Origin of the sequence: Acidocella sp. KAb 2-4 (genome assembly GCF_020567705.1) — a bacterium.
In the GTDB taxonomy this organism is placed as follows: Bacteria; Pseudomonadota; Alphaproteobacteria; order Acetobacterales; family Acetobacteraceae; genus Acidocella.
The window spans coordinates 16751-33056 of record NZ_JAJDJU010000024.1; the positions used below are offsets into that span (position 1 = coordinate 16751).

The 16306-nt window shown below is 65.9% G+C and carries 13 protein-coding genes; 9 read left to right on the forward strand and 4 right to left on the reverse strand.

The annotated features are described in order from the left end of the window. Window positions 1-8: 8 nt before the first annotated feature. Both LI953_RS13010 and LI953_RS13015 read right to left on the reverse strand, forming a co-directional pair. Window positions 9-2990 (reverse strand): glycosyltransferase, encoded by a 2982-nt coding sequence (locus LI953_RS13010; RefSeq protein ID WP_227076523.1) that lies wholly within the window; start codon window positions 2988-2990, stop codon window positions 9-11. Further along, the gene (locus tag LI953_RS13015; RefSeq protein WP_227076524.1) at window positions 2987-3799 is read right to left on the reverse strand and encodes a hypothetical protein; all 813 of its coding nucleotides are present in this window, start codon (window positions 3797-3799) and stop codon (window positions 2987-2989) included. The genes LI953_RS13010 and LI953_RS13015 overlap by 4 nt, the downstream gene beginning before the upstream one ends. 321 nt (window positions 3800-4120) lie before the next feature. Between LI953_RS13015 and LI953_RS13020 the strand changes: the two genes are divergently transcribed. The 3 genes from LI953_RS13020 to LI953_RS13030 are packed head-to-tail and all read left to right on the forward strand — an operon-like array spanning window position 4121 to window position 6129. Then, a complete protein-coding gene (locus LI953_RS13020) occupies window positions 4121-5344 on the forward strand; it encodes an NAD(P)/FAD-dependent oxidoreductase (RefSeq protein ID WP_227076525.1) in 1224 nt (407 codons plus the stop codon). Next, window positions 5345-5725, forward strand: a complete 381-nt coding sequence (locus tag LI953_RS13025) for a cupin domain-containing protein (RefSeq protein WP_227076526.1) — start codon at window positions 5345-5347, stop codon at window positions 5723-5725. After that, a complete protein-coding gene (locus LI953_RS13030) occupies window positions 5722-6129 on the forward strand; it encodes a RidA family protein (RefSeq protein WP_227076527.1) in 408 nt (135 codons plus the stop codon). Before LI953_RS13025 ends, LI953_RS13030 begins: the two co-directional genes overlap by 4 nt. Before the next feature lie 7 nt (window positions 6130-6136). Here the strand turns inward: LI953_RS13030 and LI953_RS13035 are convergent, their stop codons facing one another. Continuing rightward, window positions 6137-6814 carry a DUF1028 domain-containing protein gene (locus tag LI953_RS13035; RefSeq protein ID WP_227076528.1) on the reverse strand — a complete coding sequence of 226 codons (678 nt, stop codon included), beginning with the start codon at window positions 6812-6814 and terminating at the stop codon, window positions 6137-6139. A 98-nt stretch (window positions 6815-6912) separates the two neighbouring features. Between LI953_RS13035 and LI953_RS13040 the strand changes: the two genes are divergently transcribed. Beyond that, window positions 6913-7830 (forward strand): LysR family transcriptional regulator, encoded by a 918-nt coding sequence (locus LI953_RS13040; protein WP_227076529.1) that lies wholly within the window; start codon window positions 6913-6915, stop codon window positions 7828-7830. Here LI953_RS13040 and argE read toward each other — a convergent pair. Further along, the gene (gene argE, locus LI953_RS13045) at window positions 7827-8960 is read right to left on the reverse strand and encodes an acetylornithine deacetylase (protein ID WP_227076530.1); all 1134 of its coding nucleotides are present in this window, start codon (window positions 8958-8960) and stop codon (window positions 7827-7829) included. The two genes, LI953_RS13040 and argE, sit on opposite strands and share 4 nt — an antisense overlap. A gap of 347 nt (window positions 8961-9307) precedes the next feature. Between argE and LI953_RS13050 the strand changes: the two genes are divergently transcribed. From LI953_RS13050 to LI953_RS13070, 5 genes are all read left to right on the forward strand, one after another. Beyond that, window positions 9308-10690, forward strand: coding sequence for a cytosine permease (locus LI953_RS13050; protein ID WP_227076531.1), 1383 nt, complete (start codon window positions 9308-9310; stop codon window positions 10688-10690). A gap of 2 nt (window positions 10691-10692) precedes the next feature. Then, window positions 10693-11490 carry a carbon-nitrogen hydrolase family protein gene (locus LI953_RS13055; RefSeq protein ID WP_227076532.1) on the forward strand — a complete coding sequence of 266 codons (798 nt, stop codon included), beginning with the start codon at window positions 10693-10695 and terminating at the stop codon, window positions 11488-11490. Further along, a complete protein-coding gene (locus LI953_RS13060; RefSeq protein WP_227076533.1) occupies window positions 11487-12881 on the forward strand; it encodes an APC family permease in 1395 nt (464 codons plus the stop codon). Before LI953_RS13055 ends, LI953_RS13060 begins: the two co-directional genes overlap by 4 nt. Window positions 12882-12890: 9 nt before the next feature. Then, complete coding sequence (locus LI953_RS13065) at window positions 12891-14351, forward strand: aldehyde dehydrogenase (RefSeq protein WP_227076534.1); 1461 nt, start codon at window positions 12891-12893, stop codon at window positions 14349-14351. Further along, the coding region (locus LI953_RS13070; RefSeq protein ID WP_227076535.1) for an FAD-dependent oxidoreductase at window positions 14348-16306 on the forward strand (1959 nt) is incomplete at its 3' end. The genes LI953_RS13065 and LI953_RS13070, both read left to right, overlap by 4 nt.

A 16306-nucleotide genomic window follows, 5' to 3' on the forward strand; every position in this document is an offset into this window, starting at 1 on the left:
GCCGCCTCCTAGCCGCCGAACAAAACGCTATCATAGCGTTCCGCCATCGACAAAACAGAAAAACTCCGTACCGCATGGGCCCGGGCCGCGGCGCCCATGCGCGCGCGCTGCGTCTCGTCGCGCAACAGGGTCGTGACGCGGCGTGCCATCGCCTCGGCGGTGTCCGCCAGATAGCCGGTTTCGCCGTGGATAACCTGCTCCGCCACGCCGCCATCGGGTTGGGCGACCACCGGCAAGCCCATGGCCATGGCCTCCGACGAGGCGTTAGGGCACCCCTGGCGGCGCCCAGTGAGCAGGAAAACCCGGAACAGGCGCAGAAACGGCCAAGGATCGTCGCAAGGTCCCGTAAAGCGCAGGCCAGGAACCGCCTCCCCCATTAGCGCCTGCGCATAAGGCACCGAGCGCGCATCAGGTCCGCCCACCACCATCAGCGTGGCCCCTGGCACGCGCGCATGCAGCTTGCGCGCGACCTCGACGAGCATCTCCACGTTCTTATCCGGCACCAGACGGCAGATGGTGCCAACCACCAGCGCCGGGTTAAAGCCGCGTGGCGGCAGCGTCCAGGGAGCGGGCAACGGCACGAAGCTCGGCGGCACGGGCGCCGCGAGCGGAGCCACGATGTTCTTCGCGCCCCGCGCCTCTCCGCCTTTATATAGACTGACGAAGCGATCCATCCGCGCGAAATATTGGGCGGGAGACAGGGCAACGCGCCGCCCAACCCCCTCAGCCGCCGCCAATTCGTCGAACAGCATCGGCCCCGGGCTGACATCGATCAGCCGGATGGGCGAGGTTTCCAGCAGTTTGGCGAGCAGCAGCTTGAGTTCCGGGGCGACATTCCAGAAGCACACCGCGCGCAGCCGGTAGCGCGCCAGCCAGCTCAGCACCGCCTCGGCCTGGGCCGCCAGCGGCAACCCCGCGGCGGAAAGCAGCTTCGCCCCGGCCAGGGCGCGGACATGCATGTCCAACGCCGCGCCAAAAACCCCCACGCACAGCTTGCGCCCCGGCGCCAAGGCCGCGGCCAGGCGGACCAGCGACGTGGCCGGGCCGCCATGCTCCAGCGCCTGGGTGAGGATCAGCGCGCCGGTCCAGCTTTCATCCAGCCCCCGCGGCACCGCGCCAAGCAGCCGCCATAGCTGCGGGATCAGTCGCGGTTCCAGCGCTTCGCCGGGGAGCACCCGCGCACCGCCCGCCGCGCGGTCGAGAATCGCCTCGGCATAGGCGGCGGCATCATCGGGCGCCGCGATCAACGTCACGCCCTCCGGCATTTCGCGCGCCCCGCCAACATCCGACGCCACAACCGGGCAACCGGCCGCCAGCGCTTCCAGCATGGCAACACTATAGCCCTCATAGGCCGAGGTGTTCAGCAACACGTCGAAGGCGGCGTAATACCCGGCGGCGGCATCCAGCGCGCCGGGGCAGATGACGTCGGCCACCACATCAGCCTCCACCGCCGCGCGCATGAATGCCTCATAAGCCGCGCGGCCCGAGCCCCATTGGTGGTCCCAGCCGCCCAACACCAGCAGCCGCGCCTTCACCCCCGCTGCCTTCACCGCGGCCAGCACGCCCACCGCCCGCTGATACGCCTTTTGCAGCTTGAACTGCCCCACCATGCCGATCAGCAGCGTGTCGGCGCTGATCCCATGTTGGCGGCGCAGCGCGGTGCGGGACTTGGCCAGTTCCTCGGCCGAGGGGCGGCTCTGCAACTCGTGACGGATCACGGAGAGCGGCCGGGTGAGCCCGCTCTCCCGCGCCTGCGCCGCCACGGCATCGGCACAGGCCACCACCAGCGGCACCATCGGCGTGTTATAGCGTACCACCGAATCCTGCCACCCTGGGCGGGCATTATGCAGCACCGGGATGGTGCGCACCCCCTGCGCCCAGAAAAACGCCAGATCCTCCGCACTGATGAGATGGGTGTGCAGCATCGTGCCCGCCGCCAACACCTCCAGCGCAACGGAGCGCAGCTTCTCCACCCGCCCGCCTCGTGGCCGATGCAGCGAAACACCGTGCGGCAGGGGCAGTTCCATCGGCGCTTCGCCGATGACATGCAGGCGGCACACCGCCTCCGGCGCCAACGCCCCGAGCACATCGAGCACAATCCGCTCGGCCCCGCCGGGGGCAAGCGCGGGCAACAACACATCCAGCCTCGATTTATGCGCCGCCGGCTCATGCCTCAGCGCCGCCGGGCGGGCGGGCGGCACCACGAAGGGCTCGTAGATATCGGCCAGCCCATGGGCGCGATACAATTCGTGCAGCGTCGATCCCACTGGCGGGGCATCCTTGTCCAACGCCAAGCCGGTTAGAGGCTCGCCATTGAGCTGGCCATTCTGCGCGGCCAGCGTGCGCCACACCTCGTTCATCCAATGCACGGCGTACCACGCGCGCGGGAATTCCCGCCGCCCCTCGATGAACGGGCGAATCTCGTTCCAGTGATCGAGATTGGTCATTTCCGGCACGATCGCGCCCTGCAGCCCGGCCGCGGCAATATGCTCGTTCAGCAGATGGATCGGCAGCAGCCAGGGCGTGTCCGGCCCGGCCACCGCCTCGGTCGCCTCATACAGGCCCGCCAGAAACCGGCTGCCCTTGGGGCATTGCATCACGCTGCCCACCGCGCCGAGCCGGTGCGGGCGAAAGGCGTAATCCTGGTTGAAGTCGAGCGGCTTCAGCGCCGTCACATCCATGTCGGCCCAGATGCCGCCATGCTCATACAACACCTTGTAGCGGAACAGATCGGAGAACACGCCGCCGACACTGCCCTTGCCGATGCCAAAGCCCGGCTCCGCCGCGGCCTTGGGGATGATGCGCGCGCGCGGAAAAATCTGCTCGGCATCGCGCAGCACCACCCCTTTCGGCACCTGCCCGGTCAAATCGTCATAAGCCCACAGGGTTACGCGATGCCCCTGGGCCTGAAAGGAGGCGAGGGCGAGTCGCTCCAGTCCCGAAAGTTTTTCACCCAGCCACATGGCATGGACCGGCGGCAAATGGCTCATGGCGTTGTCTCCAGAAAGCGGGCGATATTGTCCCAATGCGGCCAGCCAGCGCGCCCCACGCCGCCATTGATGAGATGCGCCGCCACCGCTTGGGGCAATGGCAGGTGGCGGGCGGATATGGCCAGCTGCGCCGGGCGCGCGCCCGCGCGCAGGCCGGGCGGCAGACCGGCATAGCAGTCGAGAATGGTGTTGAAGCGCGCGGGCAGCATCGGCGCCGCCCGCCAGCCCGCGCGCCACACGGCAGCGGCCAGCGCGGCCTGGTCCCGCGTCGCCCAATAGGGGCGCGTGAACATCGTCGTGGCGAGGGCGTGCCAATCATCCAGCAGGGTTTCCGCCCCGGCGCGGGCGACAAAGACCCCGCCATTCCACAAGCGGAAATCGCCAGGCACATCCACGCCAAACTCGCAATACAGCGCCTCGCGCAGATGCCCGCACGCACGCCCGCAGCCGCAACGCACGGCATAAGGCGAAAACTGGTCCAGCGTGGCATGGTCGGGCGCAAACGCCACCGGCGCGGACACCGCGGCAAACACCGCATCCATCTCAGGCGTCAGCGCGATCACATCGGAGTCAAGATAGCAAAACGGCGCCGCCAGCCCCACGATCCGGTGCAGCCCCGTCTTCAACCAGATCGCGGCCTGATGCGCCGACAAGCCCTGCGGCACCTCCACCGCCACGCGGTCATCATGCGGGGCGGGCGGGTCTCCGGCACGCTGCACCACCAGCACACGCTGGCGCGTAACCCGCCGGAGCGCGGCCAAAGCCGGCGCAAGCAACGCCACATGCGCCGCCCCAGCAACTGCAAACACGAAACGCGGCGCCCCTGTTGACATTCTGGGTACAAGCTAGCCGCGCCGCCGCCGCATTGCCAAGAGGGTCCGATTCCCGGCCATCGGGGGCTGTTCCCGGCGGTCAGGCAAGTCTTCCTATTTCGCCCCCCCAAGCGGCTGGAAAACCCGACATCCCGCATCCGCCGAAAAAATGGCGATTTAATCAACACGTCTTTTGCGATTCCTAAGCAGAACCTACTTAAATCATTATTTTCCCGAGGCACGCGCTTCAATAGAGTTCGCCTCAGAGTCAGCGATCCAAGCTGACGCCATTGGGGAACCGCAAAAGGGATACCGCGCATGTCAGTTGAAAACGTGGAAACGCTCGTCATTGGCGGCGGCCAGGCCGGGATCGCGATGAGCGAGCATCTGGGCGCGCTGGCGTTGCCGCATCTGGTGGTCGAACGCAACCGCATCGCCGAGCGCTGGCGCTCCGAGCGCTGGGATTCCCTGGTGGCCAATGGTCCAGCCTGGCACGATAGATTTCCCAACAAACAATTCGAGCGAACCGGGCCTGACGGCTTCGCCCCCGCGCGCGAAATCGTGGATTATCTCTTGGGCTACGCCGCCCAGGTCAAAGCTCCGCTGCGCACCGGCGTCGAAGTCAAGGCGCTGCGCAAGCATGGCGATCTCTTCATCGCCGAAACTTCGCTCGGCCAGATCGAAGCAAAAAATGTTATCGCCGCCACCGGCCCCTTCCAGCGCCCGCTCATCCCCACCGTGGTGCCCGAGGCGGCGGGCCTCATGCAGCTCCACTCCGCGCATTACCGCAACCCGGCACAACTGCCCGAAGGCGCGGTAATGGTGATCGGCGCTGGCTCCTCAGGCGTGCAGATCGCCGATGAGCTGCGCAAGGCCGGGCGTCAGGTTTATCTCTCCGTCGGCCCGCATGACCGCCCCCCGCGGCGCTACCGCGGCAAGGATTTCGTCTGGTGGCTCGGCGTGCTGGGCATGTGGAATGCCGAAGCCATAGAACCGGCGATGGCGCATGTCACCATCGCGGTGAGCGGCGCCGATGGCGGCCATACCGTCGATTTCCGGCGCCTCGCGGCGGACGGCATCACGCTGGTCGGGCGTACCGGCGCCTATGAAAACAGCGCCCTGCATTTCGCCTCCGATCTCGCAAAAAACATCACTTTGGGCGACGCGAATTATCTCAACATGCTCGACGCCGCCGATGCCTACGCCGCGCGCGAGGGGCTGGACCTGCCCGAGGAGCCCGAGGCGCGGCGCATGGAGCCCGACCCGGATTGCGTCACCAATCCGCTGCTTAAGCTCGATCTGCGGCAGGCGGGCGTCAACACGATCATCTGGGCCACGGGCTATGCGCTCGATTTCGGCTGGATGCAGTTCGACATTTTCGATCAGCAGGGGAATCCACGCCACCATCGCGGTGTTTCCGCGGTGCCGGGGCTGTATTTCCTCGGCTTGCCGTGGCTCTCGCGCCGCGCTTCCGCCTTCATCTGGGGCGTATGGCACGACGCCAAATATCTCGCCGAACACATCGCTACACGGAGGTCGTGAATGCTCTCTTTCAAACTGGATATGGACCGCATCCCCCTCGATGACTGGGGCAAACCCGAGGATATCGGCGCCGCGACGGTCGAAGGCGGCGTGCGGGTCTCCGGTAAGCTGCTGTTTGGCAGTTTCACGAGCCCCGTCTCCGGCGGCCTGTATGCCGCCACCCAGGGCAAATACCGCGTCACCTATCCGTTCCACGAACACGCCACGCTACTCGACGGCATGCTTGCCATCACCGATGAAACCTCCGGCAAGACCGTGATTTACGGCCCCGGCGACAGCTGGATCATCGCCAAAGGCACGACGGTGCTGTGGGATATCCGCTCTCCCCATATCCGCAAGAGCTACCTGGCCGTCACCACCGCCAACGAGGACAAGCCATGATCCATAAGCGCATCCGCCCCTTCAACACCAAGGACACCTACCCCGAGCAGAAGCTCGACAACGATCTCTGCCAGGCCGTGGTTGCGGGCAAGACGATCTATCTGCGCGGCCAGGTGGCGCAGGACCTCGACACGCGCGAGAACGTCTCTGTGGGCGACCCTGCCGGGCAAGCGGAGAAGGTGATGCAAAACATCGCCCTGCTACTCTCCGAGTGCGGCGCCGGGCTGGAGAATATTTGCAAAGTCACCGTCTATCTCACGGATATCCGCTACCGCGAAACCGTGTACCGCGTGCTCGGGCGCTGGATGAAGGGCGTGTATCCCGTCTTCACCGGCCTCGTCGTGGTTGCCCTCGCCCGTCCGGAATGGCTGGTCGAAGTCGATGTAATCGCCGAATTCGAATAGGATTGGGTTATTCGTCCCCCGGCACACCATAGCTGGGGGCCGCCACCGGGTTGAGCGCGCGGGTGACGTAATCATACATTTGCGGCGCCCAAACCTCCCACAGCCGGGCGAGTTCCGCCAGCGGCTCATCGTGCCAATCCACCCGCAAATCCGCCAGCGCCCAGGCTTCGCGGTCCACCACCAGCAGCCCGGCGGAACGGATCGGCCCCGCCTCGCCCCCCGCCGCCAACCCTGCCTGCATCGCGCCGATCACCCGCGCCCCCAGTTCCCGCGCCGGATCGGTGGCGTTAAACGCCGCCAGCACCGCCGCCGGAACACCTGTATGGGCAAGCAGATTTCCGGCCGACACCGCGCCCTCCCCCAATGCCTGGGCATGCACGCCCAACGTATTCTCCCCCGACCACGCCGCCGTGCGCCCAGCCGCATCCACCACCGTCAATTGCCGATAAGCCGGAAAATGCGCCGCGCCGCGCACGCGGACGAGGGCGGCTTCCGCATCCAGCCCCTCCGCCAGCGCCGAAAGTAAAGCCGGACCCAGGCGGGGATCGGTGACATTCTGCGTCGTCACCGCCCCCACCCCGGCGCGGGCGAAAGCACAACGCGCCGCCACCGCTGGAGATGACGAGGTAACCGCCACGGCGAATTGGCCGGTGCGCACGCAGCGGACGGCAAGCGAAAAGGTCATCAGCGGCACTCCATTGTGTGTTTTGCTAACATCTTGCCGGCCACACTGGTTCTGTAAAATAAAATCTGCTAAGGCTTTGCTTCGGAAAGATATAACCCATGCGCTTCACGCTCAAGCAGATCGCCTATTTCGTCGCCACCGCGGAAACCGGCAGCATCACGCAGGCGTCGGAGCGTGTGAACATCTCGCAGCCCTCCATCTCCTCGGCCATCACGGCGCTGGAGGAAGCCTACGGCATCCAGCTTTTCATCCGCCACCATGCGCAGGGCCTCTCGCTCACCGCCGAGGGGCAGCGTTTCCTGCGCGAGGCCCGCGCCCTGTTGCTACAAGCCGAAGAGGTGGAGAGCGCCGCCATGGTCATCTCCTCGCGCGTCGCCGGGCCGCTGGAGGTTGGTTGCCTGTCCACGCTGTTCCCGCTGGTGATCCCCGAGCTGCTCTCGCAGTTCCGCCGCCGGCACGAGGCCGCGCGCGCCTCCGCCATCGCGGGCAGCCAGGCTGAGCTGTTCGAGCATCTGCGCACCGGCCATATCTCCCTGCTGCTCACCTACGACCTCGCCATCCCGCCGGATTTCGATTTCCTTCCCTTGGCGCCGGTGCCGCCCTATGCCTTCGTCGGCGCGACGCACCCCTTCGCCCGCCGCCGCTCAGTGCTGTTGCGCGAACTGGCCGAGGATAATTTCCTCCTGCTCGACCTGCCGATGAGCCGTGATTATTTCCTCTCTCTATTCCGGCAGGCCGGGGTCAGCCCGAACATCACAGCGCGCTACGCATATATCGATGTCATCCGCAGCCTAGTCGGCCGTGGCGAGGGGTACAGCCTGGCGAACGCGCAGCCGAAGAATCTCTCCACGCTCGATGGCCGCAAACTCACCTATCTGGCGCTCGAAGACACGCTGCGTCCACTCAATTACGGCATCGCCCTGTTCCGCGGCCTGCGCCGCACGCCAACCACCGAGGCATTCATCGCACTCTGCCAGGAATTGCTGCTGGGCCAGCCGCTGCCCGGCACACGCTAGTAAAGCGTGGCGATCACCCGGTCTAGAAACGCATCGCAGGCCGCGAGCTCGTCGCGCGTGACATATTCATCCGCCTTGTGCGCGCGGTCGATGCTGCCTGGTCCGCAAATCACCGTCTGCATGCCAAGCGCCTCGGCAAACAGCCCGGCCTCTGTGCCAAAACCGATCTTGCCGGTTTGCGCCGCCCCCGCAGCTACCAATGCGATTTGCGCAATGGCCGCGTCACGCGGCGTTTCCACCCCCGGATAGGCGTTGGTCACCCGCACCTCCACCGCCCCGCCATCGGACGAGGCGGCGAGACGCCGCCCCGCCGCACCGAGCCGGGCCAGCAGCGCATCCGTATCCTCGCCCGCGAGATGGCGGATCTCAAACTCGATTTCACAGAGATCAGGCACGATATTGAGCGCCACGCCGCCTCTGATGGTACCCGCATGCAGGCTGGTGAAGGGGAACGGATAGGCATCATCGCGCCGCCCGCGCGTCAATTCCTCCTGCACCACCCGCATTTCCTGTAACATATCGCTGGCCAGCATAATCGCGTTGCACCCCAGCGCCGGGTTGGCCGAATGCGCGGCCCTGCCCTGGCAGCAGATGCATCCCGCGATCTTGCCCTTATGCCCGGTAATCACCCGCTGTTCCGTCGGCTCACCAATAATGCAGCCCTGCGCCTGGAAGTTTTCCGCCCGTAGCCGGGCCAGCAAATCCCGCACACCTACACAGCCGATTTCCTCATCATAGGAAAAAACCAGATGCAGCGGCCGCGTCAGTTTTGCTGCATCGCAGCGCCCGGCGGCGGTGAGCATGGCGGCGAGAAACCCCTTCATGTCAGATGCCCCGCGCGCATAAAGCCGCCCGTCTTTCTCCGTTAGTGTGAACGGATCCGAGTGCCAATCCTGCCCCGCCACCGGCACCACATCGCTATGCCCGGAGAGCACGATTCCCGCCCCCGTGGCGGGGCCGAAACTCGCCAGCATGTTGAATTTCCCAGGCTTCGCACCTGCGAGAATATGAATCCGTCCACCCGCTTCGGTAATCCTCTCAGCAGCATGACGGATCAACGCCTCGTTGCTCTCAGCACTGATGGTCGGAAAAGCGGCCAGCTCGGCCAGCGTGGCGACGGTATCGGACATTGCTCCGTTCTAGCAAAACATCCAGCCCTGTCCACGCATCAAAAAACGCCTTCGTTTTGAGCAGGATCGCCGCGACGATTGCCTTATCTTTCACCATAGCTACGGGGAACGCTCTCCCCTGCTTCAGGAAATTCGATGCAACGCCTCGACAAGTTCGTGTAAGCATTGTGTCAAGAAATTCAAGTGGAGTGTTCCGTTCATGCCGCGTGCTTCGCGCTATGATGGTTTATCAAAATTTCAGCACACCCCGCCGGGCCCTGCGCGGCGGCGGCAACCAGTCGCCCAGTCCTTCCCCTTCACCCCAGGCGCCATTCCGGCGCGATAAGTAAAAGATAAGGAGGCCGTCCATGGCTACCGAACGTCCAGGTGCTGTCGAGCAGCACACCATTTACCAAATTCCGACGGATCAGCGTCACGGCACGTTCCGCGATCTTTTCACCATCTGGTTCGGCTCGAACATCATGATGCTGACCATCGTGACCGGCGCGCTCGCCACCACGGTATTCAAGCTAGACCTCGTCTCCTCCATCCTCGCCATCGCCATCGGCAACTTCGTTGGCGCCATCTTCATGGCCTTGCACGCCGCCCAAGGGCCGCAGCTTGGCGTGCCGCAGATGGTGCAGACGCGCGGGCAATTCGGCTCCATGGGCGCGGTGCTGGTGGTGGCCATCGTCATCATCATGTATGTCGGCTTCCTCGCCTCCAACATCGTGCTCGGCGGGCAATCGCTGCACACCATCACCCCTGGCATCAACCAAAACCTGCTGATCGTCCTGATCGCCGGTGTCAGCGTCATTGCCACCATCTTTGGCCACGACCTGATTCACGCCTATGCCCGCGTCCTTACCTATGGCTCGGGCGCCGCCCTGGTGCTCACCTTCGTCTGGATGGTGTTTATCCATGGCCTGCCCGCCGGGGTCATGCATCTGAACAGCTTCAGCCTCGCGGGATTCTGTTCGATGATCTCCGTCGGCGCGCTTTGGCAGATCGCCTACGCCCCCTATGTTTCCGATTATACCCGCTACATGCCGCACGACACGGGTGCCGGCCCGGCCTTCTGGGCCTCCTATTGGGGCTGCACGCTCGGCTCCATCCTGCCCATGATTCTGGGCGCGCTGCTCGGCCTCGTCGCCGCCAATGGCGATCCGGTCGGCGGGCTCACCACCTTCACCGGCGCCGCCGCGGTGCCGATCATCGTCATCTTCTCCATCGGCATCGCCGGCACCAACGCCATGAATCTTTATTGCGGCGTGCTCTCCACCATCACCCTGTTCCACACCTTCATCCCGTCCTGGAAGGCGGGGCCGATGGCGCGCATCGTCACCGCGATCGTCATCACCCTCATCGGCCTAGCCATCGCGCTGTTCGCGGCTGGCAACTTCCTCACCAACTACACCAACTTCATCCTCCTGCTGCTCTACGTGCTGGTACCGTGGACAGCAATCAACCTCGTCGATTTCTACCTCGTCCGCCATGGCGATTACGATGTGGACTCGTTCTTCACCGCCGAGGGCGGCGTGTATGGGCGCTACAACAAGCTGGCGATTGGCTGCTACCTGTTCGGCATCCTCATCCAGCTCCCCTTCGTCGACACCACGCTCTACACCGGGCCGATCGCCAATATGCTTGGCGGCGTCGATATCTCCTGGATCGTCGGCCTCGCGGTGATCAGCCCGGTTTATTACCTGCTGGCCAAGCGCCGCGCGCCCAAGCTGGCCGGAGCCGCCTGACCATGCGGCTGGCGCTGTGGCAGACACAGGGGCACGGGGCCGACAAGGCGGCAAATCTCGCCGCCCTGTCCGGCACCGCCCGCGCCGCCGCCGCTGCCGGGGCCACGCTGCTGCTCACGCCGGAATGCTGGCTGAGCGGCTACAACGTCGAGGGCGCCGCCGGTGCCGAACCGGCGAACGGCCCCGCCTTCACCGCCATCGCGGCGCTGGCGCGCGAGAGCGCCATCGCCATCGCCTATGGTTATGCTGAGCGCGACGGCGGCGCGATTTACAACAGCGCCGCGGTGGTTGGGCCAGATGGCGCGCGCCTCGGCCATTATCGCAAAACGCATCTGTTCGGTGATTTCGAACGCCGCGCCTATGCGCCGGGCACCTCCTTCTGCCGCCCGTTCTCCCATGCCGGTTTCCAGATCGCCCTGCTGATCTGCTACGATGTCGAGTTCCCCGAGGCGGTGCGCGCCACCGCCCTGGCGGGAGCGGATCTCATTCTCATCCCCACCGCGCTCACGCCGGAATACGGCGCCGTGCCCAAATTCATCGTTCCCGCGCGGGCCGTGGAGAACCAGATTTTCGTCGCCTATTGCAACCATGCCGGGGTCGAAAACGGCCTCACTTATCTCGGCGGCTCCTGCATCGCCGCCCCCGACGGCCGCAAGCTCGCCGAGGCGGGCACAGGCGACGCCCTGCTCATCGCCGATCTCGACCCCGCGCTGATTTCCGCCTGCGCCGCCACGTTTCCCTACCGCGCCGAGCGGCGCCCCGCGCTTTACGCCCGTTCTCTGCTTGGAGGTTCCGAATGACCCATAGCCTGCGCAAAGACTCGCTCTCGTTCTTCGAATCCCTCACCCTCGGCGTGGCGGGCTCCGGCCCCGCCAACGCCATCTCGCTGGCCATGGGCGCGCTCATCGGCACGGCGGGGCTGCGCAGCCCGCTTTACGTCCTCATTTTCGCCGTGCCCATGCTGGGCATCGCGCTGGCCTACAAGGCGCTCAACAAACGCGTGACCCATGCCGGCGCCGCCTTTAACTGGGTCGGCCTCACCTTCGGCAAATTCCACGGCTTCATGTCCGGCTGGGCGCTGATCACGGCGCAGATGATCTTCATCATCTCCGGCGTGGTGCCGCTCTCCACCGCGGTGCTGGACTTCATCAATCCCAACCTCGCCAATAGCGTGCCGCTCACTACCGGGTTATCCGCCGTCTGGTTCCTGGCCATCGTCGGCGTCATCATGTTTGGCATCAAAACGACCAGCTACCTGCAGATCCTGATGGTCGCCTTCGAGATGCTGGTGCTGCTTGCCGTCGGCGCCGCCGCGCTGGTGCATGCGCATGGCATGGCTTACGCCAATCCCTGGTCGTGGCACGCATATTCGCCGGGCTATTTCTTCTCCAGCGCCACCATGCCCGAATTCTCCGCCGCCGCGCTCAGCGTCATCTTCCTCTATTGGGGGTGGGACGTCACCGCCAATCTTGGTGAAGAAACCGCCAATGGCGAGCATGCCGCCGGCAATGGCGGGCTGTCGGGCGTGTTCGTCACCATCTTCCTGTATTCGCTCTACGCCATCGCCACGCTGATGCTGCTCACCGCGGCGCAGACCTCCAACGATTCCAGCAACCTGCTCTACAGCATCGCGCTTGCCGCCGGGCTTGGGCGCACGGGCGGGCTGATCGTCTCCATCGCCGTCATCTTCTCCTCCGCCGCCACGGTGCAAACCGGCATGCTGCAAGTCACGCGCACGCTCTTCGCCATGGGGCGCGATGGTGCCCTGCCCTTCAACTTCGGCAAGGTCAGCCCACGCACGCAAAACCCCAGCACCGGCACCTGGTGGCTCATAGGCACTGGGCTGGCGGGCATCCTCATCACGGGCTTCATGCCCTCCGTCAGCGCCATCCTCTCCGACGCCGTGGCCGCCAGCGGCCTGCAAGTGGCGTATTATTTCGGCATGGCCGGGCTGGTCTGCTTCTGGGTGCATCGCAAGGCTTACCGCACTTCCTGGGGGCAATATTTGCTTTACGGCGTATATCCGGGCCTCAGCGCCGTCGGGCTGATCGCCACCGGGCTCTACGCCATCACCACCTTCAACCGCACCACCGCCGCCGTGGGCATCGGCACGCTGCTGGCCGGTGTGCTGTTCTTCCGCCCGCGCCGCTACGTGGTCGAGGGTGAACTCGCCGCCGTCACGACCGAATAAGGATCCTCCATGACCGAACAGACCCATGCCGGCTGGCAGTCACGCGCCGCCAGCCTCCGGCTGCCGCATGCCGATGGCGGCGCCACCTACACCAAGCGCAACCCCGCCACGGGCGCGGCGCTGGGCCAGATATCGCGCGGCGGCGAGGCGGAAATCGACCGCGCTGTTGCCGCCGCGCGCGCGGCGTTTGACGACAAGCGCTGGCGCGGCAAGCCAATGGCCGAGCGACAGGCGATCCTGCTCAAACTGGTGGCGCTGATCGAGGCCAATACCGAGCGCCTCGCCCTGGCCGAAAGCCTGGACATGGGCAAGCCCGTGGCCGAGGCCGCCGCCATCGACATCCCCGGCGCCGCCGCCGTTTGGCGCTATTACGCCGAGGCGCTGGACAAATTCTGCGGCGAGGCCGCACCCGCCAACCCCGGCAACCTGGCGGTGGTCACGCGCGAGCCGCTGGGCGTGGTCGGCGCCATCGTGCCCTGGAATTTTCCGTTTGACATGGCGGCCTGGAAATCCGCCCCCGCCCTGGCGGCGGGCAATTCTGTGGTGCTGAAACCCTCCGAGCGTTCGCCCTACACCGCGCTGATGCTGGCCGAGATGGCGCGCGAGGCGGGTATCCCCGAGGGCGTGTTCAACGTTGTCACCGGCTTCGGCGGCGAGGCCGGCAAGGCCCTGGCGCTGCATCCAGATGTCGATTGCCTGGCCTTCACCGGCTCCACCCGCACCGGACGCATGCTGATGGGCTATTCCGGCGAGTCCAACCTCAAACAGGTCTGGCTGGAGCTGGGCGGCAAGAGCCCCAACCTCGTCTTCGCCGACGCCGATCTCGACGCCGCCGCCCAGATGGCCGCGTTCGGAATCTTCTTCAATGCTGGGCAGGTCTGTTCGGCCAACTCCCGCCTGCTGGTGGAGCGCTCGATCCACGCCGCCTTCGTCGAGCGCCTCGTGGCCCAGGCCGCCGTCTACCAGCCCGGCGACCCGCTCGATCCGGCAAGCAAGATGGGCGCGCTCGTCGACGCCGCGCATCAAGCGCATGTGCTGGGCGCCATCGCGGCCGGCAAGGCCCATGCCCGCCTCGTCTGCGGCGGCGCCGCGGCCGAGGTGCTGCCCGGCGGCGCCTTCGTGCAGCCGACGATCTTCGACCATGCCGATCCGGCCTCGCCGCTGGTGCGTGACGAGATTTTCGGCCCGGTGCTGGCGGTGGTGCCGTTCGATACCGAAGACGAGGCGATCCGCATCGCCAATGATTCCGAATACGGGCTCGCCGCCTCGGTCTGGACGCGCGACATCAACCGCGCCCTGCGCGTCTCGGCGGCGCTCAACGTCGGCACCGTGTCGGTGAACACGGTCGACGCGCTCTCCCCGCAAACCCCGTTCGGCGGCACCAAGCGCTCCGGCTTCGGGCGCGATCTCTCGCCCCACGCCCTGGACAAATTCTCCAGCCTCAAAACCACCTGGATCAAATACGCATGACCCGGCCCGCCGCCTATGACATCCTCTTCGAGCCGGTGAAAATCGGCCCACTCACCGCCCGTAACCGCTTCTACCAGGTGCCGCATTGCAACGGCATGGGCTATCGCGACCCCACGGCGCTCGCCCATATGCGCGGCGTGAAGGCCGAGGGCGGCTGGGCCGTGGTCTGCACCGAGCAGGTGGAGCTGCACCATTCCTCCGAGATCACCCCCTTCATCGAGCTACGTCTGTGGGATGACCGCGACATCCCCGCCCTGGCCCGCATGGCCGAGAAGATCCACGAGCACGGCGCGCTGGCGGGCATCGAGCTGGCCTATAACGGCATGAACGGCCCCAATCTCTACTCGCGCGAAGTGCCGATGGGGCCGGCGCATTTGCCCGTCGCCACCTTTACCTACGACCCCGTGCAGGCGCGGCGCATGGATAAGAGCGACATCGCCAATCTGCGCCAATGGCATCTGGCGGCGGTGCGGCGGGCGCAAAAGGCAGGGTTCGACCTCATCTATGTCTACGCCGCGCATGCGCTCGGTTTCCTGCACCATTTCCTCTCCCGCCGTTACAACGACCGCACCGACGAATATGGCGGCAGCCTGGAAAACCGCGTACGCCTGCTGCGCGAGATCACCGAGGAGACCAAGGCGGCGGTTGGCGATGTCTGCGCCGTGCCGATCCGCATTTCCGTCGATGAACTGCTCGGCGAAGGCGGGCTGGAAAAAGCCGAGGTGGAGGACATGATCGGCCTGCTCGCCGACCTGCCGGATTTGTGGGATGTCACCCTCGCCGGCTGGGAAAACGACAGCCGCACCTCCCGCTTCGCCGAGGAGGGCGCGCAGGAGCCCTTTATCTCCGGCATCCGCCGCCTCACCAGCAAGCCGGTGGTGGGCGTGGGGCGTTATACCTCGGTGGACCGCATGGCCTCACTGGTGCGCAAGGGCGTGCTCGACCTCATCGGCGCCGCCCGCCCCAGCATCGCCGACCCCTTCCTGCCCAAAAAGCTGGAAGAGGGGCGCATCGAGGATATCCGCGAATGCATCGGCTGCAACATCTGCGTCTCCGGCGATTTCACGCAATCGCCCCTGCGCTGCACGCAAAACCCGACCATGGGCGAGGAGTGGCGCAAAGGCTGGCACCCCGAGCGCATCCGCGCCAAGGAAAGCGACAAGCCGGTGCTCATCATCGGCGGCGGCCCGGCGGGGCTTGAGGCCGCGCACGCCCTGGGCAAGCGCGGTTACGAGGTGGCGCTGGCCGAGGCCGGCACCCAACTCGGCGGGCGCGTCACCCGTGAGTCCAAACTTCCCGGCCTCGCCGCCTGGTCCCGCGTGCGCGATTACCGCATCGGCCAGCTGCACAAACTGCCCAATGTGCAGATCTATCTCGACAGCCGCCTCACCGCCCAGAATGTTCTGGAATTCGGCTTCCCGCGCATCGCCATCGCCACCGGCGCGGCATGGCGGCGCGATTTCGTCGGCCACCAATACACGGCGCCGCTCCCGGTTGCGCCCGGCACCACGGTCATCACGCCGGACGACATCATGGACGGCGCCTACCCCGCCGCGCAACATGTGCTGGTTTGGGACGACGACCATTATTACATGGGCGGCGTGATGGCCGAAGCCCTGGCCGCGAGGGGCTACACCGTCACCTACGCCACGCCCGCCTCCGAAGCCTCCACCTGGACACGCAACACCATGGAGCAGCATTTCATCCAGAAACGCATGCTGGAGGCGGGGGTGAACATCATCGTCTCGCACACCCTCACCGCTGCCGCGCCGGGGCGGGTGACGCTCGGCTGCGTGTTCACCGGGCGCGCGCGCGTGGTGGAGGCCGACGCGGTGCTGCCCGTCACCGCCCGCCTGCCCCAAGAGGCGCTGCTACACGAGTTGCGCGCACAAAACCTAGCCGAGGCGGGCATCGAGAGTGTGATGGCGATCGGCGACGCTCTGGCCCCCGCCACC